Source organism: Pseudomonas sp. P8_229 (assembly GCF_034008635.1).
GTDB lineage: Bacteria > Pseudomonadota > Gammaproteobacteria > Pseudomonadales > Pseudomonadaceae > Aquipseudomonas.
Genome location: NZ_CP125378.1, coordinates 507,711 through 531,911, shown reverse-complemented (window position 1 = coordinate 531,911; position 24,201 = coordinate 507,711). Strand labels below are relative to the sequence as shown.

Here is a 24,201-nt window from a genome sequence, read left to right as displayed (position 1 = left end):
GCGCGAAAGGCCCCCGGTCAGTGCAATGTCTTTTTCTTCATCGAGTGGGTTTTTCTGTGGAACGTTGCACCGGTATTTGCCGTCTACACTCTCCGAAGGCCCCGGAAACCGGGCATCTCACCGACGAAACACCTTGCCCGGACCGGGCTCAGCCGGAAGAACTGACATGGGATTGAAATGGTTGGCTGGCTGTTTCGCAGTAACCCTGCTGGCCGGTGTGGCGATGGCCACCGAGCAGGCCCCGATCAAGGCCAAGGCCGAAGAGAAAGCCCAAGTGCTGGAAGAAAAAGCCGCCGACAAGGTCAGCGCGGCCCCGGCCCCCAAATCCGAAGCGATCACCCCCACCGAAGTGCAGGCGGTCGACCCCGCCGGCTCAGCGCCGCTGGACGATCCGATCACCTGCCTGGCGCGCAGTATCTACTGGGAGGCCAAGGGCCGCGACACGCCGGAAATGCAAGCGGTGGCCAACGTGGTGATGAACCGCCTCGGCCACGACGGCTTCCCCGGTACGGTGTGCGAAGTGGTCAAACAGGGTTCGCAAACCAAGAGTTGCCAGTTTTCCTGGTGGTGCGATGGCAAGGCGGATCAGGTCAAGGAAGACGCCGAATACACCCTGGCCAAGGATATCGCCGGCAAGGCACTCAACCGCCAGTTGCCGGATCGCACCCACGGCGCGCTGTACTTTCATGATCGCAACGTGCACCCGAGCTGGGCCAGGGAATACCGAAAGACCGCCGAGGTCGGCAAATTCCTGTTCTACAAACCGGCCGGCGGCGAGGCGCGTTAGACGCAGACTTCGCGTACGCAATTGCGCAGCCAACGGTGCGCCGGATCGGCGTCCACTCTCGGGTGCCAGAGCATCGACACGCTGATCGGCGGCATCTTGAAGGGCAGGGAGAAACTGTGCAGGCCCGTGCGCAGTTTGCTGGTATGACGCTCCGGAACGGTGGCGATCAGGTCCGATTCGCGGACCAGTGTCAACGCTGCAGAGAAGCCACCGAATGAAGTGACGATATCCCGCGTCAGCCCCAAGGCGAGCAGCGCTTCGTCCACCGGACCACTGCTGCGCCCCCGGCGCGAGATGAGAATATGTTGGCCGCCGGCAAAGCGTTTGCTGCTGATCTTGCCTGCATTCAACGGATGGTCCTCGCGAACCACACCGATCCAGTGATCCTGAAACAGGATGCGGCTGTGCAGCGCCGGATCGGTGCTGTCATCGACCACACCGGTCTCCAGATCCACCCGGCCTTCACGCAGCAGCGTGCTGTCCTTGTCGGCTTTCTGCACAAACCGCAGGCGCACGCCGGGCGCCTCTTCAGCGATGCGCGCGAGCAGTGCGGCGGCGAAGGTTTCAACAAAACCGTCGGTATTGCGCAAAGTGAAGGTGCGCTGCAACTGGCCGGGGTCGAGTATCTCGGCGGGACGCAAGGCCGCCTCGGCTTCCTGCACCAGACCACTGACCCGCTCGCGCAACTCCAGCGCTCGCGGGGTCGGCACCAGGCCACGACCGGCGCGCACCAGCAACGGATCGCCGGTGGTTTCGCGCAGCCGGGCGAGGGCGCGGCTCATGGCCGACGGGCTCAGCCGCAGAATTTGCGCGGCGCGCGCGACGCTGCCTTCACGCAACAACACGTCGAGGGTGATCAACAGGTTCAGATCAGGTGTATTCATGACATGGCGTTCCATGCAGGTATCAAGTGCAAAGCATGCGTCTTGCGCCTTGCGTTGTCGAGACTCAGGCTATGCCGTCTGACCTTTGCACCAGGAGCGCCTGATGTCCGAATCCGCCTTGCCCCCCCAAGCCCGCTGGGCGCTGACCAGTCTGGCGCTGTCGATGTTGATGCCGTCGCTGGACACCAGCATCGCCAACGCCGGCTTACCGACTTTGGCGGCAGCGTTCGATGCGACCTTTCAACAGGTGCAGTGGATCGTGCTGGCGTACCTGCTGGCGGTCACCACGTTGATTGTCAGCGTCGGGCGGCTGGGGGACGGGATCGGTCGGCGGCGATTGCTGCTGATCGGCATCGGCATTTTTACCAGCGCTTCGTTGTGCTGCGCGCTGGCCCCGGGGCTGGGCTGGTTGATCGGCGCCCGGGCGGTGCAGGGCCTGGGCGCGGCGATCATGTTTGCGTTGACGGTTGCGCTGGTGGCGGATGCGGTGCCCAAGGCGCGGGCGGGCAGTGCGATGGGCTTGCTGGCGACGATGTCGGCCACTGGCACCAGCCTCGGGCCATCGCTGGGTGGTCTGCTGATCGCGCAGGTCGGCTGGCCGGCGATTTTTGTCCTCAACGTGCCGTTGGGGCTGCTCAATGCGTGGCTGGTTTATCGCTATCTGCCGGCCGATCGGCCGGCGAAATCGGCTGTTGCGTTTGACTACCTCGGCAGCCTGGTGCTGGTGTTGACGCTGGCGGCCTACGCACTGGCGATGACGCTCGAAGGCTACACGCTGATGTTGCTGCTGATCAGCCTGTGCGGCGCGGGGGTGTTTATCGGGGTCGAGATGAAAGCCAGGGCACCGCTGATTCGTTTGTCGTTGTTCGCCGATGCGCGACTGAGCAGCAGTCTGGCGCTGACGTTTCTGGTGACGACGGTGATGATGACCACGCTGGTGGTCGGGCCGTTTTACCTGAGCCGGGGCTTGGGACTGGGCAGCACCGTGGTCGGCCTGGCGTTGTCGGTGGGGCCATTGCTGGCGGCGTGCGGCGGCGTGCCGGCCGGGCGTCTGGTGGATCGCTTTGGCGCGCGGCGGGTGGTGCCCGGCGCGTTGCTTGGGCTGGCTGGTGGCTGCTGCTTGCTGGCGCTGTTGCCGACGCGTTTCGGCTTGGCGGCATACCTGTTGCCGATGGCGGTGATCGCCAGCAGTTACGCGTTGTTCCAGGCGGCGAACAATACCGGGTTGATGAGTACGGTCAGTCAGGCTCAGCGTGGCGTGGTCTCGGCCTTGCTCGGGCTGGCGCGCAATCTGGGCCTGATCACTGGCGCAGCGGTCATGGGGGCGGTGTTCGCATTCGCTACCGGGGACCCGACACAAGCCCCGGCCGAGGTCATCGGCAGCGGCCTGCACAGCACGTTCGGCGTGGCGGCGGCGCTGATGGTCATGGCCCTGATCGTCAGCCGAACCCGGATCACCTGTGGGAGCGAGCCTGCTCGCGAAAGCGCCGTTTCAGTCAACACCAAGGTTGACTGACAGGATCTCTTCGCGAGCAGGCTCGCTCCCACAATCAGATGATGCGTGTTTGTCAGCTGGCGTGGGTACTCAAGATACTCGCCACTTGCTGCGGCTGGCAGTTGAGGTACGGCGAGGATTTCAGCCAGCGCTGGTCCGGGTACCAGGAAAACATGAACTGGCCGTCCTTGAGTTTATCGATCACCTGCCTCGCCACTTGCGGACGCACCGCCGGGCAGCCCTGGCTGCGCCCGATGCGGCCCTGACGCTTGCTCCACAACGGATTCACGTAGTCGGCGGCGTGGATCACGATGGCCCGGTCGCGCGCCAGATCATTGAAACCCGGCTCCAGACCGTCCATGCGCAGCGAATAACCGTGGGTTCCCTCGTAGCTTTCCTGCGTGCGGAACAGACCGAGGCTGGACTGGTAACTGCCTTCGCGATTGGAGAACTGGGTGGCGAAGTTTTCCCCGGAATTGGAGCCGTGGGCGACCAGGTCGCGCAGCACCAGTTTCTGTCTGCTCAAGTCGAAGATCCACAGCCGGCGCGCGGTGGAGGGCTGCGAATAATCGATGATCGCCAGGTGCCGGGACGGTTTCGCGCCATTGTTGACCGCGCATTGCATGGCGTTCAAGGCACCTTTCAGCGCCTGGGGATTGAGTTCCGGCGCGGCGTGGGCGAGGCTGGTCAAGAGAACCGGCGATGGTTTGCCGGCGGCGAAAGCTGGGCTGGTCGCCACGACGAGGGTCGCGGTGGTCAGCAGAAGTCGGCGCAAAAACGTCAACATTTATAAAGTGTCCTCACTGGCTACTTATTTGGCACGTTGGCTCCTGACTCCCAGTCATACCCGACAGACCCCTGATTCGGGCCTGACTGTTCAGCGCACCTGATGTAAGGTTGCCGTCATTGAGACGGCCATGGATTGGAGTAAAGCAGTTGTTCAAAAAGTACGCATGCTACTTGAGCATTTGTTTGCTCGCTGCGCCGTTTGTCGCTTGTGCCGACGAGGCACTGCCGCCGTTGCAGACCCTGCCGACGCCGCCGGCCGAAATGCCGGTCCAACCGCAAAGCCCGCTGCAAGCGGTACTGATCGGTTTGCCGCAGGCGTGCCCGGCGATTGCCGCGCACCTGAGCGGCCCGGCACTGACGCAACTGCAAGCATTCTATCAGCAGCAGGACTGGCTGCCGGTGTGGGCCAGCGAATCTGGGCGTTTGCCGGCCTTGCAGGGGCAATTGCAGCTGTTGGCTGATGATGGACTCAATCCCAAGCGCTACCCGGTGGCGGTCAATCCGCCGCAGGACGGCGAACTGTGCGCCGATATCGACATCACTCGCTATTACCTGCAGGCCCTGCAGGACTTGCATTACGGGCGCCTGCTGCAGTCGCATTTCGAGCCCTTGTGGCATGCCGACGACACCCCGCGTGATCGCCAGGCCGAATTGCTCGCGATCGCTGTACCGGGGCTGCACGACATCAAGGCCGCGTTCGATCTGGCGCGTCCGCGTCTGGCGCAGTACCAGAGCCTGCGTCATCTCTACGCCAGCCAACGCCAGCAAGCCTTGCCGCACTGGCAGTCGGTGGGCAACGGCCCGTTGCTGCGCCCGGCGATGGAGGACAAGCGCGTGCCGGAGTTGGCCCAGCGCCTGTTCAACGAAGGCTATCTGACTCACGCCATCGGCACCCCCGGCAATGCCTATGACGGGGTGCTGGTGGAGGCGGTTAAAAGCTTCCAGGCCAACCATTCGTTGCAGGCCGACGGGGTGGTCGGGCCGGGGACGATCGCCGAGCTCAACATCAGTCCGCTGACGCGCCGCGAACAATTGCGGGTCAACCTCGAACGCTTCCGCTGGCTGGCCCAGGACATGGAACCCAACGGCTTGCTGGTCAACGTCGCCGCTGCCGAGTTGACCCTGTATCAGAGCGGCAGGGCGGTCTGGCAGACCCGCACTCAGGTCGGCCGCGCCGAGCGGCAGACTCCGCTGCTCAAATCCCGAGTCACGCGCCTGACCCTGAACCCGACCTGGACCGTGCCGCCAACCATCTGGAAAGAAGACAAGCTGCCGGCGATCCGCAAGGACCAGACCTTCCTCAGCCGCCAGAACCTGCAAGTGCTCGACGCTCACGGCCAGCCGTTGGCCGCGGCGGACATCGACTGGGACAACCCCGGCAACATCATGCTGCGCCAGGACGCCGGGCCGCGTAATCCGCTGGGGCAGATGGTCATTCGTTTCCCCAACCCGTTTGCGGTGTACCTGCACGACACGCCGAGCAAAGCCCTGTTCGACAAAGGCCCACGGGCGTTCAGCTCCGGCTGTGTGCGGGTCGAGCACCCGATGCAACTGCGTGACCTGTTGCTGACCCCGGCGGAACGCACGCGCACCGACACCTTGCTCGCCACCGGCAGCACCCATGAATTTCGCCTGTCGGCCCCTGTGCCGATCCTGATGACCTACTGGACGGCGCAGGTCGGCAGTGACGGGCAGGTGCGTTACGCGCCGGACATCTACAGCCGTGACAGCGCACTGCTGGCGGGACTCGACGGGGCACACTGACCTCCAGTCATCCACATAACCCTGTGGGAGTGAGCAAGCCCGCTGCCACATTTGGATTTCAGTGTGTCAGCCAGTGTGATTCCAAAAGCTTATGCGGCGTCTAGCCCCAGTGTCCCCGCAATCCCATGGGGCGAGACTTCGGAACCCGGCATGCAAGCGCTGTTGAACGAGATTCTTGACGCGGTCCGGCCCCTGATCGGGCAGGGCAAAGTGGCTGACTACATTCCTGCCCTCGGCACCGTGCCGGCCAATCAGCTGGGCATTGCGGTGTATGGCAACGACGGCGAAATGTATTGCGCCGGCGACGCCGAGACGCCGTTCTCGGTGCAGAGTATTTCCAAGGTGTTCAGCCTGGTGCAGGCCATCGAGCATTCCGGCGAGGCGATCTGGGACCGTCTCGGTCACGAGCCGTCCGGCCAGCCGTTCAACTCGCTGGTGCAGCTGGAATTTGAACGCGGGCGTCCGCGCAACCCGTTCATCAACGCCGGGGCACTGGTGATCTGCGACATCAACCAATCGCGTTTCGCCGCGCCGGCCCTGTCGATGCGTGACTTCGTGCGGCGCCTGTCGGGCAATCCGCAGGTGATCGTCGACGGCAAGGTCGCCGAGTCTGAATACCAGCATCGTGCACGCAACGCGGCGATGGCGTACCTGATGCAATCGTTCGGCAACTTCCACAACGACGTCGAAGCGGTGCTGCGCAGCTACTTCAGCCACTGCGCATTGCGTATGAACTGCATCGACCTGGCGCGGGCGTTCTGCTTCCTCGCCAACGACGGTTTCTGCAAACACAGCGGCGAACAGATCCTTACCCGACGCCAGACCCAACAGGTCAACTCGATCATGGCCACCAGCGGTCTGTACGACGAGGCCGGCAACTTCGCCTATCGCGTCGGCCTGCCCGGCAAGAGCGGAGTCGGCGGCGGCATCGTCGCGGTAGTGCCGGGGCAGTTCACGGTCTGTGTATGGTCGCCGGAACTCAACGCCGCCGGCAACTCACTGGCGGGGATGGCGGCGCTGGAGATGTTGAGTTCGCGGATTGGCTGGTCGGTGTTCTGACCCGATTAGCCAAACACCAAAAAAACCTGTGGGAGCGGGCTTGCTCGCGAAGGCGTCGTGTCAGTTGATACATATTTCGCTGACCCACCGCCTTCGCGGGCAAGCCCGCTCCCACAGGGGAGATGTGGTGTTTCAGGCGCGTGTGTTTCAGCGAAGAATCCGCTACATTTTCCGGCCGCCCCTCGTATGGTGAATCCGCTTCATGTCTCTTGCGCTCGAACGTCTAATCGCTGGCACGCCGATCCCTTTCGCTGGTAACCGCGTGACCGTGGTCAGCCCCGAACTGGCCGCGCGGTTTCAGCCCGGTGACCACCTGCTGGTCGAGCAGGTGAGCGGCGAGCTGTTGCTGATTCCGGTCGTTGATCAACAGGCCGCTGCGGTGGCGATCGAGCGTGCAGAAGCGGCGTTCAGCACGCTGTCGGCGGTGTCCGACGAGGCCATCAGCCGCTTCTTCGAGCTGTTTGCACAACGTCTGGAAACCCCGGACTGCTGGCGCTTGATCGAAGCGGCGAACCTGGCCGACATCGAACGCGCCAAGGCCCGTGGCCGCTCCACCACCCGATTGCTTGCCGACGAGCGCATGCGCCGCGACATGATCGCCGGCCTGCGTGCCTGGCGGGATGCGCCGGCCACGCGTGGCAAGGTCATCAGCAGCGTCGAGCACGACGGCTGGAAGGTCGAGCAAGTGGTGTCGCCGCTGGGCATCGTCGCCTTCGTGTTTGAAGGGCGGCCGAACGTCTTCGCCGACGCCGCCGGCGTCTTGCGCACCGGCAACACCGCGGTGCTGCGCATCGGCAGCGACGCGTTGGGCACGGCGCAAGCGATCGTCACTCATGCCTTGAACCCGGCGCTGGCCGAGGCTGGCTTGCCGGCGGGTGCGGTGTCGCTGGTGGAAAGCATCAATCACGCCGCCGGTTGGGCGATGTTCGCCGACCGGCGTTTGTCGCTGGCAGTGGCCCGGGGTTCGGGCCGTGCGGTCAGCCAATTGGGCAGCATCGCCCAGCAGGCTGGCACGGCAGTCAGCCTGCACGGCACCGGCGGCGCATGGCTGATTGCCGATCGTGACGCCGACGCCACGCGCTTCGCTGCCGTGGTGCGCAACTCGCTGGATCGCAAAGTCTGCAACACACTGAACGTCTGCCTGATTCAACGCGATCGCGCCACCGAACTGCTGCCGCTGTTCCTCGACGCCTTGCAACAGGCTGGCACCGCACGCGGGCAGGGCTGCAAATTGCACATCGTCGAAGGCAGTGAAAGCTACCTGCCGGCTGAATGGCAGAACGCGACGGTCGAGGTCTATCGCGCCGAGGGTTACCAGACCGAAGCCCTGGCTGAAGCGCTGGCGGAATCCGAGCTGGGCCGCGAGTGGGAATGGGAAGAAACCCCGGAAGTCAGCTTGATGATCGTCGACGACCTGGATCAGGCAATTGCCTTGTTCAACCGCTACAGCCCGCAATTCACGGTGTCGCTGATCAGCGAGGATGTGGCTGTTCAAGAGCGCTTCTACAACGCGGTGAATGCGCCGTTTGTGGGTAACGGGATTACCCGTTGGGTCGATGGTCAGTACGCGCTGAACAAGCCGGAACTGGGACTTTCGAACTGGGAGAGCGGGCGCTTGTTTGCGCGCAGTGCGATTCTTTCGGGGGATGGGGTGTTTACCGTTCGTAGTCGCATGACTCAGGTTGATCTCAGCGTAAAACGCTGAAAATGCCTCATCCTGGTTGATCCACACCGGTCCTGTGGCGAGGGGATTTATCCCCGATGGACTGCGCAGCAGGCCCAATCTCTTGGGGCCGCTGCGCGCCCCATCGGGGATAAATCCCCTCGCCACAAGTTCCTCTTCACCTCAGCGGATTTGTATCAGGCGGCTGCGCTGGTGTTTGCCTGAATGGCGCAAGTCGCCGGCTGCTCAGCCAGCGGCACGAACGTGCGGCGGTCTGCCGACAGCGCATCGATCGAGCCTGTCTCGATGTCATACACCCAGCCATGCAGGTTCAGCAGGCCTTTTTCCTGGGCCAGGCGCACGCTCGGGTGGGTTTGAATGTTCGCCAGCTGCGCGATCACATTCTCGCGCACCATCGAACTCAATTTGGCCGCGTCATTGGCATGCGGGCGCGCCTCGTTCACCACTTTCGCCGACTCGGCATGTTGCAGCCAGCCGCTGACGGCGGGCAGGTGATCCATGCATTTGCACTTGGCAATCGCGGTCATCGCGCCGCAGTCGGAGTGGCCGCAGATCACGATGTCGGTCACACCCAGCACCGCGACTGCGTATTCCACCGTCGCCGAAACCCCGCCCGGATGCGGGCTGTAGGACGGCACGATATTGCCCGCGTTGCGGATCACGAACAGCTCGCCGGGTTCTTGCTGGGTCAGCAGTTCCGGGACCACGCGGCTGTCGGAACAGGTGATGAACAAGGTCCCGGGATGCTGGGTGGTCGCCAGGTGTTTGAACAGTTCGGTGCGTTGCGGAAAGGCTTCGTTCTGGAACTTCAGGAAACCGTCGATCAGGGCTTTCATGGGTGTGTCCTCTTGGATGCAGGGCGGTAGGCCCGCACGCAAAGGCATGCGGGCCGGTGCAGATCAGAACGGACGCAGCGGCAGGAACTTGCCGTCGAGGGTGACCACGGCGCGGGAGCCGCCTTCCGGGTCTTCGACTTTCTTGATGTCGAGTTTGAAGTTGATGGCGCTGATGATGCCGTCGCCGAACTGTTCATGCACCAGGGCTTTGAGGGTGGTGCCGTAGATCTGGATCATCTCGTGGAAACGGTAGATGGTCGGGTCGGTCGGCACGCCGGCGAGGCTGCCGCGCAGCGGGATGATCTGCAGGGCGGCAACGGCGTCGGCGTCCAGTTCAAGTTTGTCGCCGACCACTTGCGCGGCGTCTTGCGGCAATGGGTGTTGGCCGAGCAGGGCAGCGGTGACGTAGGCCAGGCTCAGGCCGGTGTCGTCGGCCAGATCCTGCCACGACAGACCTTTGCGTGCCTTGATGTCGAGAATGCGGGTGGTCAGGGCCAGGCTGGCATCGTTGTAGGCGTGGGACTGTTGCATGGTGTCACTCCTTTCAAGGTTGGCTTGCTGTGTGGGAGCAATCTTCTGCCGATTGATCCATAGCGTCCAAGACCGATATAAAATGCTTCGCATAAGTCCTGCCTATAGATGGTGAATCCCATGTTGCTGCGACATTTGCGATATCTGCTGGCTGTGGCCGATCACGGCGGTTTCACCCGGGCGGCGGAGGCCTTGCACGTGTCGCAGCCGACCCTGTCGCAACAGGTCCGCCAACTGGAGGAAACCCTGGGAGTGAACCTGTTTGATCGAACTTCGCGTACGGTCAAACCCACCGATGCCGGCGAGGCCTACATCGAATGTGCGCGGCGGGTGCTGGTGGAGCTGGAGGCGGGCAAGCGTGCGTTGCACGACGTGAAGGACTTGTCGCGCGGCAGCTTGCGCCTGGCCATGACCCCGACGTTCATGGCCTATCTGGTCGGGCCTTTGGTGCGTGATTACGCGGCGCGGTTTCCCGGGATTCATCTGCAGATTTTCGAGCTGTCGATGGACGACATCGAAGCGGGGCTGGCGGATGACTCGCTGGACATCGCCATCGCTTTTACCCCGGTACGCAACCCGGACATCGAGTGCATCCCGGCGTTTACCGAGACCCTGGGGATCATGGTCGGGCGTGAACATCCGCTGTACGAAAGCACCGCGGTGCTGACGGCGAGTGATCTGGCGCAACTGGATTTCGCCTTGCTGGCACCGGACTTCATCACGCGGTTATCGATCGATGAGTATTTCCGGCAGCGGGGGATTACGCCGCAGGTGCGGATCGAGGTGAACTCGGTGAGTACGTTGCTCGAAGTGGTGCGCCATTCGCCAATGGCGACGATGTTGCCCGAGGCGATTGCTATCGAGGACCGGGCACTGCGCCGGCTGCAGGTCGAGAACGAAGCGCCGCAGCGCGGGGCGGCGTTGTTGCGGCGCAGGAACAATTATCACAGTGCCGCGGCGCTGGCGTTGGTGGAGTTGGTGCTGCAAACGAAAACTGCACCAACGACATAGTCCCCCTGTGGGAGCGAGCTTGCTCGCGAAAGCGGTGTGTCAGTTGATGTGATGGTGACTGACACGGCCCATTCGCGAGCAAGCCCGCTCCCACAGGTTTGCGGGTTGGCTGCAAATCTTGTTCACACCACTGGACCCTGGAGTGAGCCTGCTCGCGATCACGTTGGTTCAGACACATCAGTATTGAATGACCTACCGCTATCGCGAGCAGGCTCACTCCTACAGGGGATGTGGTGGGGCTGATAAATAAAAAGGGCCTGCTTCTGCTTCTTATCAAGAAGCGGGAAGCAGGCCCTTTTATTTATTGAAGTTGTAAATCAGTAGAAGCGGTCAATTACCCGAACTTCATTGTTGTTCTGCATCGAGTCCCACGCCTGTTTCAGCGTCTGCAGGACATTGCCGATGAAGTCTCGGTCGGCCGCGGCTTTCTTGCCGACATAACCGTGGCCGCGGCGGTACATCTTCAGGCGGGCCAGCAGGTTCTGGTGGTTGCGGTCGAATTCGTCTTCACCAGCGTGGGGCGACAGGCAGTCGATATGCACCTGACCCGACTTGCTGATCCAGAGAATGTGACTGTCGTGGCTGTCTTTTTGCGCAGCGAACATACGAGCCAGTTCTTCGATAGTAGGTTGATTGTTCAGATTCATGATGTTTGCCCCTTGACCAGTCTGGTGATCTTTCAAAGTTGATTCGCTAATACAGGTAGCCCATCGGTTAGTTGATCCCTGGCACCGAAACCAGGACGTCAGCGGTCGCCCGTGAGAAGTACGGGGTCATGCGTCTGTTGCATGTAGTCGTGTTGAATAACTGCTACGCAATAGCGTCACAACGAGGAGAAGCAGCGAAAACCGGGAGGCTCCTTGACGACGTTTTCAGGGTCGACCACAAGCGTCTTGAGAATTTTCGCCAGCGCTTCTCGTCCTTGTACTGGACGTTCAGGCCAGGTCAGCTTCTTCAATCTGCCTTGTGGGCAGCGTGTATCCGGAAAAAACAACTCGGCGGTCAGACGAGTTTGCTCAAGCGTGTTACCGATGTTCCCGATCGGGGAACGTCTTCATCATGCAAAAGCAAAACGACGCCGTCAACGGTTTTGTAGTGATTATTTTTGCTCACTACATATTGTCGGACAAAGCGGTTTTGGAATGAGAAAAGATCCGTTCAGGCAACGGGCGCGGGCGCGCGCAGGACGTAGACGGTGCAGGGGTAACCGTCCACGGGGTGTTGCTGGCAGGTGAATGCGCCGGCAGTCAATTCAGGGATCAACCTGGCCCAGAAGCGTTGTGCAGGCAGGTTGGCGTCGATGTGGAAAATCTGCCATTGACCGGGTAGCCGGCTCAAGAGGTCAGAGACGACAAACTGCGCGACGCCTTGGCCACGAAAGCGTCGAGCGAGGAAGAAGTAGCTGATGTTGTGTTCGGCACCGTCGATGCGGGTGTCGTCGTCGACGATCACGAATCCGGCCAGTTCACCGTCGACGCGGATCAGGAACGGTTGGGTGGCAGGGTTACGCCAGTAGTCGTCTTTGAGGTGAATGCGGAAGAAGCCATGCTCGGCGAGTTTCAGTGGTAGCCACTCGCTGAAGTCGTGCAGGTAGAACTGCATGAGGTTCTCGATGGTTTGCAGTTCGTCACGTTGGGCGGGGTGCAGTTCGATGCTGGGCATCGGGGATACTCCTGAAGATTGCAGCTTCAGTATTGTTGAATCACACCTTGTGGCGAGGGGATTTATTCCCGATGGGTCGCGAAGCAGCCCCAGCTTTCCTTAACCAAGGGACTGCTGCGCAGTCCATCGGGGATAAATCCCCTCACCACAGAATCCCCCATCACAGCGCAGATCATTACTTGGTTGTGTGTTTGGCTACGCTGGCGGTTTTACTGCGCGTCGATTTGCGCTTTTTCTTCCACGGTGCGGCAGCTTTGCCGGCAGGTGGCGGACCGCTGATGGTCAGGCTCAGCGCAGAACAACGTGTGACCTGCTTGCTCATCCACGCCGCCTGTTTGGTGACGAACTCTTCCAGACTCATTTCGCCGCTTTGCACCATGTCCAGCGCCTGTTCCCAGATGGCGGTGGTGCCGGGGTCGGCAATCGCCCGGGGCACGGCGTCGATCAGGCTGAAGGCGGCTGGTGTCGCGGCCAGGGCCTTGCCGTTTTTCACCAGATAACCACGGTCCAGCAAGCCTTGGATGATCGAGGCACGAGTCGCTTCGGTGCCGATGCCGGTGGTGTCCTTGAGTTTCTGTTTGAGCAGTGGGTCTTCCACCAGTTTGGCGACGTTCTTCATCGCCTTGATCAGATCGCCCTCGGTGTAGGGCTTGGGCGGCTGCGTCCACAGATCCTTGAGGTTCACACCGGCCACGGCGCAATCGACACCCTGGCTCAGCGCCGGCAAGGTTTGCGGTGCCGGCGCTTCACGGCCCTTGGCCGGCGCGAGGGCTTCGGGCAGGGCGCGTTTCCAGCCCGGCTCGATGATCTGCTTGCCAACCGCGCGCAACGCTTCACCGGCGCAATCGAAATCGGCCTGGGTGCGATCGTATTCATGGTTGGGCAGAAACTGCGCCAGGTAGCGGGCGCGAATCAGGGTGTACACCGCCCGGTGTTTGCCGCTCAGGCGCTCGAGGTTTTTTGCCGCCGCCGTGGGGATGATGCCGTGGTGCGCGCTGACCTTGGCGTCGTTCCACGCCCGTGAGCGGCGCTGAGGGTCAAGGTGACCATTGAGTGCTTCAAGGCCTGGATCGGCCTGACGCAGTGCCGCGAGTATCCCCGGTGCCTCGCTGTGCTGGCTCAGCGGCAGGAAGCCGCAATCGCTGCGCGGGTAGGTGATGACCTTGTAGGTTTCGTAGAGCGCCTGGGCGATGTCGAGGGTTTCCTGGGCGCCGAGGCCGAGTTTCTTCGAGCAGACCTCTTGCAGGGTGCCGAGGTCGAAGGGCAGCGGCGCCACTTCGCGCATGCGTTCGGTGCGCAACGTGACCACCCGTGCACTGGCGGCGCTGTTGATGGCGGCGGCGGCCTGTTGCGCCAGCGCCTGGTTCAGGCAGCGATCCTGATCGTCGCAGACGTCGCTGGGGGCACGCCACTGCGCGGTGAACGGCGTGCCGTTGTGCAGCAGTTGCACATCGATCGCCCAATACGGCACCGGCACGAAGTCGGCGATGCTGCGGTCGCGATCCACCACCAGCCGCAACGTCGGCGTCTGCACCCGACCGACCGGCAGCACGCCCTGATAGCCGGACTGGCGACCCAATAACGTGAACAGGCGACTCATGTTCATGCCGATCAGCCAGTCGGCCCGCGAGCGCCCCAGCGCCGAGTGATACAGGTTGAAGGTTTCCGCCCCCGGCTTCAGGGCGGCCAGGGCCTTGCGGATAGACGCCTCGTCCAGCGCCGACAGCCACAAGCGGCGGATCGGCCCGCGATAGCGACAGTGTTCGACCAGTTCCCGGGCAATCATCTCGCCCTCACGGTCGGCGTCGGTGGCGATGATCAGTTCGCTGGCTTCGCCGAGCAGGCGCTTGACTGCTTTGTATTGGCTGGCGGTGCGCGGCTTGACGGTCATTTTCCACTTGTCCGGGATGATCGGCAGATCCGCCAGTACCCAGCGTTTGTAGCGTGCGTCGTACGCATCCGGCGGTGCGGTTTCCAGCAGGTGGCCGATGCACCAGGTCACCGTGACGTCCGTTCCCAGCCAGCAGCCGTCGCCCCGACGCTTGGCGCCGAGCACGGCCGCAATGTCTTTGGCCTGGGAAGGTTTTTCACAGAGGTACAGCCGCATAACCACCGTCGTCGATCAATTCACTGAGGTGCACAGAATGGCCGCAGTTGGCGTCCGGGGCAACTTTTATCTGTATGGATATACAGATAAAAACGTTGCCGGGAATGACCGGTATTACCGGGACGCCATGTACGGCTATCGAGAAATCCAATGGTGCGGCGCTTGCCAGGCATGGCAGGTTCATCGGGCCTTTCAAGAAACGCGAGTGACAGGACGATCTCGCCAGAAGATCGCCACCGTCCGTACGCACTGACTACTCTGAAACAAGGAAGTCCACCATGGCTCAAGCCAAAGCGAAAACCAGCAGCGCCTATGACGAAGTGAATGCCTTCAGCCATCTGTATGACCGTGGCGTTGGCCTGGTCAATGGCAAACCGTCGTTCACCGCCGACCAGGCAGCCGACGAAATCCTGCGCAAGAACCTGTCGTGGCACGACAAGAACGGCGACGGCAAAATTTCCCTCACCTACACCTTCCTGACCGAGAAACCGGCGAACTACAACCCCAACCTCGGCAACTTCAGCCAGTTCAGCGCGCAGCAGAAGGCCCAGGCCGTGCTGTCCATGCAATCCTGGGCCGACGTGGCCAAGGTCACCTTTACCGAGGGCAAGGGTGGCGACGGCCACATGACCTTCGGCAACTACGACGTCAGCACCGGCGGCGCGGCGTTCGCCTACCTGCCGAGCGGCGGCAGCTATGACGGCCAGTCGTGGTACCTGATCAACACTCAATATCAGGTCAACAAGACCCCGGACACCAATAACTACGGGCGTCAGACTCTGACCCACGAGATCGGCCATACCCTCGGCCTGTCGCACCCGGGCGCCTACAACGCCGGTAACGGCAACCCGACCTACAACGACGCCAAGTACGCCGAAGACACCCGCGGCTACAGCCTGATGAGCTACTGGAGCGAAGCCAACACCGACCAGAACTTCAGCAAGGACGGCAGCGGCGCCTACGCCTCGGCACCGTTGCTCGACGATATCGTTGCGGTGCAGAAACTCTACGGCGCCAACTACGAGACGCGCGCCGATAACACCACTTACGGTTTTGGCTCCAACGCTGGCCGCGATTTCTACAGCGCGACGTCGGCGTCGTCGAAACTGGTGTTCTCGGTGTGGGACGGTGGCGGCGATGACACCCTGAATTTCTCCGGTTTCACCCAGAACCAGAAGATCAACCTCAATGAAGGTTCGTTCTCTGACGTGGGCGGGCTGGTTGGCAACGTGTCGATCGCTTACGGCGTGACTGTGGAAAACGCCGTTGGCGGTTCGGGCAATGATTTGCTGATCGGCAATTCGGCGGTCAACCATCTGTTCGGCGGTGCCGGCAATGACATCCTCTACGGCGGTGGCGGCGCGGACGTGCTGTGGGGCGGCGAGGGTGCAGACACCTTCGTGTTCGGCGCGGCCAGCGATTCGACCGACAACCAGCCGGACTGGATCATGGATTTCAAGAGCGGCCTGGACAAGATCGACCTCTCGGGTATTGCCGCTTTTGCCACGGGGGCAGCCTCGCTGAACTTCGTCAGCAATTTCACCGGCCATGCGGGCGATGCGATCCTGACTTACTACGCGCAAAACGGTCAAACCGGGTTGCTGATCGATCTGACAGGGCAGGGGCAGGTCGATTTTGCCGTGGGTGTGGTAGGGCAGGCGGTGGCGACTGATATTGTTGCGTGATGCCTGAAGAACGGCCCTCTCCCTGTGGGAGAGGGGACCGCTAGGGGGATGCCGGAAAAATACATCGACCTGATAACGCTTCGCCGAATCCATAATCGAAAAAGCACGTTCAGGTCGATGTTGAGCGCAAGACAACGCGGTCGGCGCCTTCTCCCTCCGGGAGAGGGCGGGGGTGAGGGGCTTTTGGCCGTTCGGCTGCAAAATCACCCCGGCCTGAACCTATGGGCTATACCTGAACCGGTCTCTTCGCCGTATTCAGGAGAAACCCCGATGAAAACCTCCGGCCTCAACCCCGTCATCACCCTCGAAGAACTCCCCGGTTGCCTGCTGGTGAAATTCCACGGCATCCAGGTCGCTGCGTCCTCTCACGTGCTGATCCTCAACGAGGCCAATTACCCACCGGTGTACTACGTGCCCCGCGAGGACATCGACGAAAAATACTTCGCCCGCACCGACCACACCAGTTACTGCCCGTACAAGGGCGATGCCAATTACTTCAGCCTGCAAGTACCGGGGCATGAGGGGGCGAATGCGGTGTGGACTTACGAGAAACCGAAAATCTCGGTCCAGCCGATCAAGGACTATGTGGCGTTTTATCCGGATCAGGTGAAGTTCGAGGTGATCAAGGCTGATGCCTGAAACATGCATCTGTGGCGAGGGGATTTATCCCGGATGGGGCGCGTAGCGCCCCGGAAAAACGGGACTGCTGCGCACTCCATTGGGGGTAAATCCCCTCGCCACAAGTTCAATCAGTTCGATTTCAGTTCTTGTCCAGATCGATATTTTTGGTCTCACGCAGACAGATCATCCCCACCACCAGGCTCACCCCGGTAATCAGCACCGGGTACCACAGCCCGTAGAAGATATCCCCGGTGTACACCACCAGCGCAAACGACACCGTCGGCAGAAATCCGCCAAACCAGCCATTGCCGATGTGATACGGCAGCGACATCGAGGTGTAGCGGATACGCGTCGGGAACAGTTCGACCATCAGTGCGGCCAGCGGGCCGTAGCACATGGCCGAGATGATGATCAGTGCGACGATCAAGGCGACGATCATCGGTTTGTTGATCTGCTGCATGTCTGCTTGTTGCGGGTAGCCGGCGAGGGTGACTGCGCCGCGCAGGGCCGCTTCGTCGTAGCCGTCGATCTTCACGTCGCCGATGCTCACCTGCACGCCGCTGCCGGCCGGGGCGGCGGCGCTGGAGTAGGGCAGGCCCTGCTTGACCAGGAAGGTCTTGACCTTGTCGCACGGGCTGTCGAATTTGGCCTTGCCCACCGGGTCGAACTGGAAGGTGCAGGTCGCCGGATCCGCCAGCACAGTGATCGGTGCCTGACGACTGGCCTGATCGATCGCCGGGTTGGCGTAGTGGGCCAGGGATTTGAAGATCGGGAAGTACAACGCCGTCGCCAGCAACAGGCCGAGCATCAGCACCGGTTTGCGCCCGACCTTGTCCGACAGCCAGCCGAAAATGATGAAGAACGGCGCGCCGATCACCACGCTGATGATCAGCAAGGTATTAGCCACCGCCGGGTCCATTTTCAGGAACTGCGTGAGGAAGAACAGCACGTAGAACTGCGCGGCGTAGAAGGTCACCGCTTGCCCGGCGTTGATGCTGAACAGGGCGATCAGCACGACCTTGAGGTTTTCCCATTTGCCGAAGGATTCGCGGATCGGCGCCTTGCAGGTTTTGCCTTCCTCTTTCATTTTCAGATACGCCGGCGACTCGTGCAGACTCAGGCGGATCCAGGTGGAAATGCCCAGCAGCACGATCGACAGCAGGAACGGAATGCGCCAGCCCCAGACTTCGAACTGGTCACCGGTGAAGTAGCGGCAACCGAGCACCACCAGCAGCGACAGCAGCAGGCCGAGGGTCGCGGTGGACTGGATCCAGCTGGTGTGGAAACCGCGCTTGCCGATTGGCGCGTGCTCGGCGACGTAGGTCGCGGCGCCGCCATATTCACCACCCAGCGCCAGACCCTGCAGCATGCGCAGCACCACCAGAATGATCGGCGCGGCGATGCCGATGCTGGCGTAGGTCGGCAGCAGGCCGACGCAGAACGTGGCGATGCCCATCAGGATGATGGTCGCGAGGAAGGTGTATTTGCGCCCGATCATGTCCCCCAACCGACCGAACACCAGCGCCCCGAAAGGCCGCACGATAAACCCGGCGGCAAAGGCCATCAACGCGAAGATGAACGCCGTGGTGTCGTTGACCCCGGCGAAAAACTGCTTGCTGATGACCGCCGCGAGGGCGCCGTAGAGGAAGAAGTCATACCACTCGAACACCGTCCCCAGGGACGAAGCGAAGATGACTTTCTGCGTGGCATTGCTGGTGCTGGCGCCGCTCGCGGCGTCCAGCGGCTGAGCGTGTTCTGACATATCGGTATCCCTCACAGTGATTGTTTTTGTTGTTCCACTGGTGTTATGTGTCCGGGTGATGCGCGATGCCTTGAATGAACGCGGTCCCCTTGTGGGAGTGAGCCTGCTCGCGATAGCGGCGTATCAGCCAATGCAGACGTTGAATGTTATTCAGTCATCGCGAGCAGGCTCACTCCTACAGGGGCGGTGTTTACTGGTGGAGAAAGGATCAGATGTGCAGCCTTTTCGGCAATCATCAGCGTAGGCGAGCAGGTGTTGCCCGAGGTGATGCGCGGCATGATCGAGGCGTCGGCAATGCGCAGGCCGGGTACGCCATGCACGCGCAGTTGCGCATCGACCACCGCGTCGGCGTCCTGGCCCATGCGGCAGGTGCCGACCGGGTGGAAAATCGTTGTGCCGATTCGTGCTGCGGCTTCGTGCAGTTGCGCTTCGCTTTGCAGGCTGTCACCGGGCAGGTACTCCACCGGTTTGAACGCTTGCAGGGCCGGGGCGCTGACGATGCGCCGGGTCAGGCGAATGGCATCGGCGGCCACGCGCAGGTCTTCGGGATGGCTGAGGTAATTGGGTTGGATCAGCGGCGCGGCTTGCGGGTCTGCCGAACGGATGTCGATCCGCCCACGGCTCTGCGGACGCAGGTCGCACACCGACGCGGTGAATGCCGGGAAGCTGTGCAACGGCTCGCCAAAGCGTTCCAGCGACAAAGGTTGCACGTGGTATTCGAGGTTGGCCGAGGTCTGCTCCGGCCCGGATCGGGCAAACGCCCCGAGCTGACTCGGCGCCATCGACAACGGGCCGCTGCGGTCATACAGATAACGCAGGCCCATGCCCATCTTGCCCCACACGCTGCCGGCGATCTGATTGAGGGTTCGGGCGTTTTCCAGTTTGTAGATCAGGCGCAGTTGCAGGTGATCCTGCAGGTTGCCGCCAACTCCTGGCAGCTCATGCATCACGCCGATGCCGAGGCGCTCCAGCAACGGACGCGGGCCGATTCCGGAGCGCTGCAGAATGCTCGGCGAACCCACGGCGCCCGCGCACAACACAATCTCCTTGCGCGCCTTGAAGCTTTTCACCTGGCCTGCATGACGTGCGCTGACCTTCGACGCACGGCCGTTTTCCAGCAGCACCCGATCCACCTCGACCCCGGTCAGCACCGTCAGATTGGCCCGGTCACGAACCGGTTTGAGAAAGGCCTTGGCTGCGTTCCAGCGCACCCCGGCTTTCTGGTTCACCTGGAAGTAGCCGCAACCCTCGTTGTCGCCCTGATTGAAGTCATCGATGCTGGCGATGCCGCTCTGCTCGGCGGCGCTGCGGAAGGCATCGAGAATCGGCCACGACAGGCGCTGCTGTTCGACGCGCCATTCGCCCTGGACACCGTGGAATTCAGCGGCGCCGGCAAAGTGGTTTTCGCTTTGTTTGAACAGTGGCAGCACGTCGTTCCAGGCCCAGCCTGGATTGCCTTCGGCCGCCCAGCCGTCGTAGTCGCCGGCCTGGCCGCGCATGTAGATCATGCCGTTGATGGAGGAGCAGCCACCCAGCACTTTGCCGCGCGGGTAGCTCAGGCTGCGACCCTGCAGGCCGGGTTGCGCTTCGGTCTTGAAGCACCAGTCGGTGCGCGGGTTGCCGATGCAGAACAGGTAGCCGACCGGGATGTGAATCCATGCATAGTTGTCGCGTCCGCCGGCTTCGAGCAGCAACACGCGTTGCTGTGCGTCCGCCGACAGTCGATTGGCCAGCAAGCACCCGGCGGGACCGGCGCCGACCACGATGTAGTCGTATTCCTCAAGGGAAGTCTGCATTCCCTGACCTCGCTTTTTGTTTTTATTGTCGGACACTCTAGTTGTTAGCTTTCGTCAAAAGAATGTTAGTTTTTGCGCAGCCGCTGTGCGTTTTCAAACAGCCTCAACTGACGATAGCTGACAAGGACCCGCCATGTTCGACTGGAACGACCTGCGGTTTTTTCTCGAACTGCAACGCAGCGGTCGCCTGCTCACCGCCGCCCGGCGCTTGAACACCACTCACGCCACCGTCGCCCGGCACATCGAGGCCATCGAAAAAAGCCTCGGCACCGCGCTGTTCGTTCAGCACGCCCAAGGCTACGAAATGACCCCGGCGGGGGAGGCGCTGCTCAAGCACGCCGAAGCCATGGAAAACGTCGCGCTGCTGGCGCAGGAAGAAATCACCCAGTCCACCGCGCCGCTGGGCAAGATCCGCGTTGGCGTCACCGAAGGCCTCGGCATCAAATTTCTCGCCAGCCGCATGATCGGCCTGTTCGAGCGCTATCCGGGGCTGGAAGTGGAACTGGTCGCTGTGCCGCGCTTTGTCAGCATCCTCAACCGCGAGGCGGAAATCAGTATCCACCTCGAACGCCCGGCCGCTGACATGCTGGTTACCCGCAAACTCACCGACTACCGCCTCGCGCTCTACGCCAGCCAACGCTACCTCGACAGCGCGCCACCCTTGCGCAGCCGCGAAGACCTCGGGCGGCACGCGTGGATTGGCTATGTCGATGATCTGCTGTTCAGCCAGGAGCTGATGTTCCTCAACAGTTTCTGCCGCAGCCCGCGCGTTGTATTCCATAGCACCAGCGTGATTGCGCAGCAGGAAGCGGCGTGTTCGGGTTTGGGCATTGCTGTGCTGCCGTGCTACATGGCCGAGTCCGACCCGGATCTGGTGCCGTTGCTGCCGGACGAGAGCATCGAGCGCAGTTACTGGATCAGCACCCGGCGCGAGTTGCACAAGTCGGTGCGGCTGCGGGTGGTCTGGGATTACGTGGTCGGGTTGTGCGAGGCGGAGCAGGGGCTGTTGCGCGGATAAGCCAGCTGACAAAAATCCCCTGTAGGAGTGAGCCTGCTCGCGATAGCAGTATGTCTGTGAAGTAGAAGTTGCCTGATACGCCGCTATCGCGAGCAGGCTCACTCCTACAAGGGGCCGCATTTGGGGTTGAATAATATATGGATATCCGTATATTCGGTTTTCCATATGTTTGAGTCCGCCCCATGCTCACGCCCACCGAACTGTTCAAAAGCCTGGCCGATGAAACCCGTGTCCGCGCCACTCTGTTGATTGCCGAACAGGGTGAGCTGTGTGTGTGCGAGCTGATGTGCGCGCTCGACGACAGCCAGCCGAAAATCAGCCGCCACCTGGCGCAACTGCGCAGCAACGGTTTGTTGCTTGATCGCCGCCAGGGCCAGTGGGTGTATTACCGACTCAACCCGGATCTGCCGGGTTGGGTGCACGAGATCCTGCAAGTCACCGCAAAGGCCAACGCCGATTGGCTCAGGGACAACGCCTGCCGCCTGCAGAACATGGACGGCCGTCCTGCCCGCGAAACCGCCTGCTGCTAAATCGTTTATTTTTTCGGGAGCCATCCATGCGAGTCCTGTTCATGTGCACGGCCAACAGTTGCCGCAGCATTCTTTCCGAAGCGTTGTTCAATCATCTCGCGCCGCAAGGTTTCGAGGCGGTGAGCTCCGGCAGTTTCCCCAAGGGCCAGGTGTTGCCGCGCAGCCTGAGCACCTTGCAGCAGGCCGGGGTTTCGATTGACGGCTTGTACAGTAAAGGCAACGACGCCTTCGAAAGTTGCCCGCCGGACATCGTTATCACCGTGTGCGACAAGGCGGCCGGCGAGAGCTGTCCGGTGTACTTCGGCCCGGCGCTGAAAACCCATTGGGGGTTGGCGGACCCGTCGGATGTGCAGGGTGACGAAGCAGCGACAGACGCGGCGTTCCGCACCACGCTGGCGCACATCGAGCGGCGCTGCAAAGCCTTCCTCGACCTGCCATTCAATCGCCTCAGCCGCGACCAATTGAAAACCGCGCTTGATGGCATCGGCGCGCTGTAAGGAGGATTTATGTCAGAGCATCTGCCCAACCTCGACCTGAGCCTGTTCGAAGGTCGAACAGCCGCGCCGGATCAGCACAAACCACGCATCCTGTTGCTCTACGGCTCGACCCGCGAACGCTCCTTCAGCCGGCTGCTGGTGGAGGAGGCCGCGCGCTTGCTGGAGCACTTCGGCGCGGAAACCCGGGTGTTCAATCCGTCCGGTTTGCCGTTGCCGGACGATGCGCCGGTCGATCATCCCAAGGTCCAGGAACTGCGCGAACTGGTGCTGTGGTCGGAAGGTCAGGTCTGGTGTTCGCCGGAACGCCACGGCGCGATGTCGGCGGTGTTCAAGGCACAGATCGACTGGATTCCGCTGGAGCTTGGCGCGGTGCGCCCGACCCAGGGTAAAACCCTCGCGGTGATGCAGGTCTGCGGCGGTTCGCAGTCGTTCAACGTGGTCAATCAGCTGCGCGTGCTGGGGCGCTGGATGCGCATGTTCACCATCCCCAATCAGTCTTCGGTGCCCAAGGCCTTCATGGAATTCGATGAGGCGGGGCGGATGAAACCGTCGCCGTTCTATGATCGCGTGGTCGATGTGATGGAAGAACTGGTCAAGTTCACCGTGCTGTTGCGCGACCGCCAGGACTTTCTGGTGGATCGCTATTCCGAACGCAAGGAGAGCGCCGAGCAGTTGATGACGCGGGTCAATCAGCGTTCGATCTGAGCCGCAGCAACACGCGTTCGTCGGTCGGGCAGTGCACAAACCTTCTAGCCGTTCACAGGCATTTATGGATTACTGGCGCCAGCCCATTACTGTATTCAAGCCATGAGTAACTGGATCGACCTTGCCCACGACCGGGAAACCGGCATCGAAACCCTGCACGCGCATTTTGCCGGGCACGCGCACGCCTACGATCCTCATTGGCATGAGACCTACCTGATCGGCTTCACCGAACAAGGCGTGCAGCGCTTCAACAGCCGCCGGGCACGGCATGACAGTACTCCGGGCAAAGTCTTCATGCTCGAACCCGGGGACATTCATGACGGCGACGCGCCGAGCCCGGACGGCTTCACCTATCGCATGCTGTACCTGCAACCGGCGTGGCTGGAACAGGCGCTGGACGGCCTGCAACTGGACGGCTGCGCGGGCGGCTTGCCGGGCATTGGCAATGTGCTCAACGATGATCCGGAACTGGCTCGCGCCACCTTGTTCGCGTTCAATGCTCTGCATAAACAGGACGTACGCATGGTCCGCGAAGTGGCGCTGGATGCGCTGCTCGAGCGCTTGGCGCGGCACCTCTATCGACGCCCGCAACCCTCTGCTGCACTGCGTGCGCCACTGATAGCCCGGCAGGCCCGCGACTACCTGATGGCCTATCACGAGCAGGACATCAGCCTGCACACCCTGGCCGAAGTCTGCGGTACTGATCGCTTTCGCCTGACCCGAGCCTTCAAGGCTGCCTATGGCCTGGCGCCGCATGCCTGGCTGATCCAGTTGCGCCTGATTCGTGGCCGGCAATTGCTGGCCGCCGGGGTGCAACCGATTGACGTCGCGAGCAGGCTCGGTTTTGCCGATCAAAGCCACTTGGGCCGCTGGTTTGTGCGCGCCTACGGCATCACGCCGGGGGCCTATCAGCAACGAACGCTTGGCGCCTTTCGCCGCTGAACAAACGTTCAAGACCACAGCTTTATGTAACTGCCA

The 24,201-nt window shown here is 61.9% G+C and carries 22 protein-coding genes; 13 read left to right on the top strand and 9 right to left on the bottom strand.

Features of this window, described 5'->3' with window-relative positions; genetic code table 11:
- Positions 1 to 166 precede the first annotated feature (166 nt).
- Positions 167 to 787 carry a cell wall hydrolase gene (locus QMK55_RS02210; protein ID WP_102357942.1) on the top strand — a complete coding sequence of 207 codons (621 nt, stop codon included), beginning with the start codon at positions 167 to 169 and terminating at the stop codon, positions 785 to 787.
- Here QMK55_RS02210 and QMK55_RS02205 read toward each other — a convergent pair.
- A complete protein-coding gene (locus QMK55_RS02205; RefSeq protein ID WP_102357943.1) occupies positions 784 to 1,671 on the bottom strand; it encodes a LysR family transcriptional regulator in 888 nt (295 codons plus the stop codon). The two genes, QMK55_RS02210 and QMK55_RS02205, sit on opposite strands and share 4 nt — an antisense overlap.
- Before the next feature lie 103 nt (positions 1,672 to 1,774).
- On the opposite strand from QMK55_RS02205, the gene QMK55_RS02200 reads away from it, so the two are divergent.
- Positions 1,775 to 3,187 carry an MFS transporter gene (locus QMK55_RS02200; protein WP_320328570.1) on the top strand — a complete coding sequence of 471 codons (1,413 nt, stop codon included), beginning with the start codon at positions 1,775 to 1,777 and terminating at the stop codon, positions 3,185 to 3,187.
- A 52-nt stretch (positions 3,188 to 3,239) separates the two neighbouring features.
- On the opposite strand, the gene QMK55_RS02195 is transcribed toward QMK55_RS02200, so the two are convergent.
- Positions 3,240 to 3,953: a murein L,D-transpeptidase catalytic domain family protein gene (locus QMK55_RS02195; protein WP_102357946.1), complete on the bottom strand. Its 714-nt coding sequence runs from the start codon at positions 3,951 to 3,953 to the stop codon at positions 3,240 to 3,242.
- A gap of 149 nt (positions 3,954 to 4,102) precedes the next feature.
- Here QMK55_RS02195 and QMK55_RS02190 point away from each other — a divergent pair, with 149 nt between their 5' ends.
- From QMK55_RS02190 to QMK55_RS02180, 3 genes are all read left to right on the top strand, one after another.
- Complete coding sequence (locus QMK55_RS02190; RefSeq protein WP_102357948.1) at positions 4,103 to 5,719, top strand: L,D-transpeptidase family protein; 1,617 nt, start codon at positions 4,103 to 4,105, stop codon at positions 5,717 to 5,719.
- A 150-nt stretch (positions 5,720 to 5,869) separates the two neighbouring features.
- The gene (gene glsB / locus QMK55_RS02185) at positions 5,870 to 6,778 is read left to right on the top strand and encodes a glutaminase B (protein ID WP_102357949.1); all 909 of its coding nucleotides are present in this window, start codon (positions 5,870 to 5,872) and stop codon (positions 6,776 to 6,778) included.
- A 202-nt stretch (positions 6,779 to 6,980) separates the two neighbouring features.
- Entirely contained in the window at positions 6,981 to 8,483 is a 1,503-nt protein-coding gene (locus QMK55_RS02180) for an aldehyde dehydrogenase family protein (protein ID WP_320328569.1), read from the top strand.
- A gap of 155 nt (positions 8,484 to 8,638) precedes the next feature.
- Here QMK55_RS02180 and QMK55_RS02175 read toward each other — a convergent pair whose 3' ends face one another.
- Positions 8,639 to 9,298, bottom strand: a complete 660-nt coding sequence (locus QMK55_RS02175; protein ID WP_102357952.1) for a carbonic anhydrase — start codon at positions 9,296 to 9,298, stop codon at positions 8,639 to 8,641.
- A 63-nt stretch (positions 9,299 to 9,361) separates the two neighbouring features.
- Positions 9,362 to 9,829, bottom strand: a complete 468-nt coding sequence (gene cynS, locus QMK55_RS02170) for a cyanase (RefSeq protein ID WP_102357953.1) — start codon at positions 9,827 to 9,829, stop codon at positions 9,362 to 9,364.
- Between the two features lie 120 nt (positions 9,830 to 9,949).
- On the opposite strand from cynS, the gene cynR reads away from it, so the two are divergent.
- Positions 9,950 to 10,840 (top strand): transcriptional regulator CynR, encoded by an 891-nt coding sequence (cynR, locus tag QMK55_RS02165; RefSeq protein WP_102357955.1) that lies wholly within the window; start codon positions 9,950 to 9,952, stop codon positions 10,838 to 10,840.
- A 317-nt stretch (positions 10,841 to 11,157) separates the two neighbouring features.
- Here cynR and QMK55_RS02160 read toward each other — a convergent pair whose 3' ends face one another.
- From QMK55_RS02160 to QMK55_RS02150, 3 genes are all read right to left on the bottom strand, one after another.
- On the bottom strand, positions 11,158 to 11,487 hold the full coding sequence (locus tag QMK55_RS02160; protein WP_102357956.1) for a hypothetical protein: 330 nt from the start codon (positions 11,485 to 11,487) through the stop codon (positions 11,158 to 11,160).
- A gap of 511 nt (positions 11,488 to 11,998) precedes the next feature.
- Complete coding sequence (locus QMK55_RS02155) at positions 11,999 to 12,502, bottom strand: GNAT family N-acetyltransferase (RefSeq protein ID WP_320328568.1); 504 nt, start codon at positions 12,500 to 12,502, stop codon at positions 11,999 to 12,001.
- 175 nt (positions 12,503 to 12,677) lie between these two features.
- A complete protein-coding gene (locus QMK55_RS02150) occupies positions 12,678 to 14,609 on the bottom strand; it encodes a DNA topoisomerase III (protein WP_320328567.1) in 1,932 nt (643 codons plus the stop codon).
- A gap of 278 nt (positions 14,610 to 14,887) precedes the next feature.
- Here QMK55_RS02150 and QMK55_RS02145 point away from each other — a divergent pair, with 278 nt between their 5' ends.
- Positions 14,888 to 16,294, top strand: coding sequence for a serralysin family metalloprotease (locus QMK55_RS02145; protein ID WP_102357961.1), 1,407 nt, complete (start codon positions 14,888 to 14,890; stop codon positions 16,292 to 16,294).
- 270 nt (positions 16,295 to 16,564) lie between these two features.
- Entirely contained in the window at positions 16,565 to 16,933 is a 369-nt protein-coding gene (locus tag QMK55_RS02140; protein WP_320328566.1) for a DUF427 domain-containing protein, read from the top strand.
- Between the two features lie 121 nt (positions 16,934 to 17,054).
- Here the strand turns inward: QMK55_RS02140 and QMK55_RS02135 are convergent, their stop codons facing one another.
- Both QMK55_RS02135 and QMK55_RS02130 read right to left on the bottom strand, forming a co-directional pair.
- Entirely contained in the window at positions 17,055 to 18,677 is a 1,623-nt protein-coding gene (locus QMK55_RS02135) for an MFS transporter (RefSeq protein WP_102357964.1), read from the bottom strand.
- A gap of 146 nt (positions 18,678 to 18,823) precedes the next feature.
- On the bottom strand, positions 18,824 to 20,473 hold the full coding sequence (locus tag QMK55_RS02130; protein WP_320328565.1) for a GMC family oxidoreductase: 1,650 nt from the start codon (positions 20,471 to 20,473) through the stop codon (positions 18,824 to 18,826).
- 133 nt (positions 20,474 to 20,606) lie between these two features.
- Here QMK55_RS02130 and QMK55_RS02125 point away from each other — a divergent pair, with 133 nt between their 5' ends.
- The 5 genes from QMK55_RS02125 (at position 20,607) to QMK55_RS02105 (ending at position 24,165) form a co-directional block, all read left to right on the top strand.
- Positions 20,607 to 21,491, top strand: a complete 885-nt coding sequence (locus tag QMK55_RS02125; RefSeq protein WP_320328564.1) for a LysR family transcriptional regulator — start codon at positions 20,607 to 20,609, stop codon at positions 21,489 to 21,491.
- A gap of 182 nt (positions 21,492 to 21,673) precedes the next feature.
- Positions 21,674 to 22,021, top strand: a complete 348-nt coding sequence (locus QMK55_RS02120; RefSeq protein ID WP_320328563.1) for a metalloregulator ArsR/SmtB family transcription factor — start codon at positions 21,674 to 21,676, stop codon at positions 22,019 to 22,021.
- Between the two features lie 26 nt (positions 22,022 to 22,047).
- Positions 22,048 to 22,518 carry an arsenate reductase ArsC gene (locus QMK55_RS02115; protein WP_320328562.1) on the top strand — a complete coding sequence of 157 codons (471 nt, stop codon included), beginning with the start codon at positions 22,048 to 22,050 and terminating at the stop codon, positions 22,516 to 22,518.
- 9 nt (positions 22,519 to 22,527) lie between these two features.
- Positions 22,528 to 23,223, top strand: a complete 696-nt coding sequence (gene arsH / locus QMK55_RS02110) for an arsenical resistance protein ArsH (protein WP_102357971.1) — start codon at positions 22,528 to 22,530, stop codon at positions 23,221 to 23,223.
- 102 nt (positions 23,224 to 23,325) lie between these two features.
- Positions 23,326 to 24,165 (top strand): AraC family transcriptional regulator, encoded by an 840-nt coding sequence (locus tag QMK55_RS02105; protein ID WP_102357973.1) that lies wholly within the window; start codon positions 23,326 to 23,328, stop codon positions 24,163 to 24,165.
- Positions 24,166 to 24,201 lie beyond the last annotated feature (36 nt).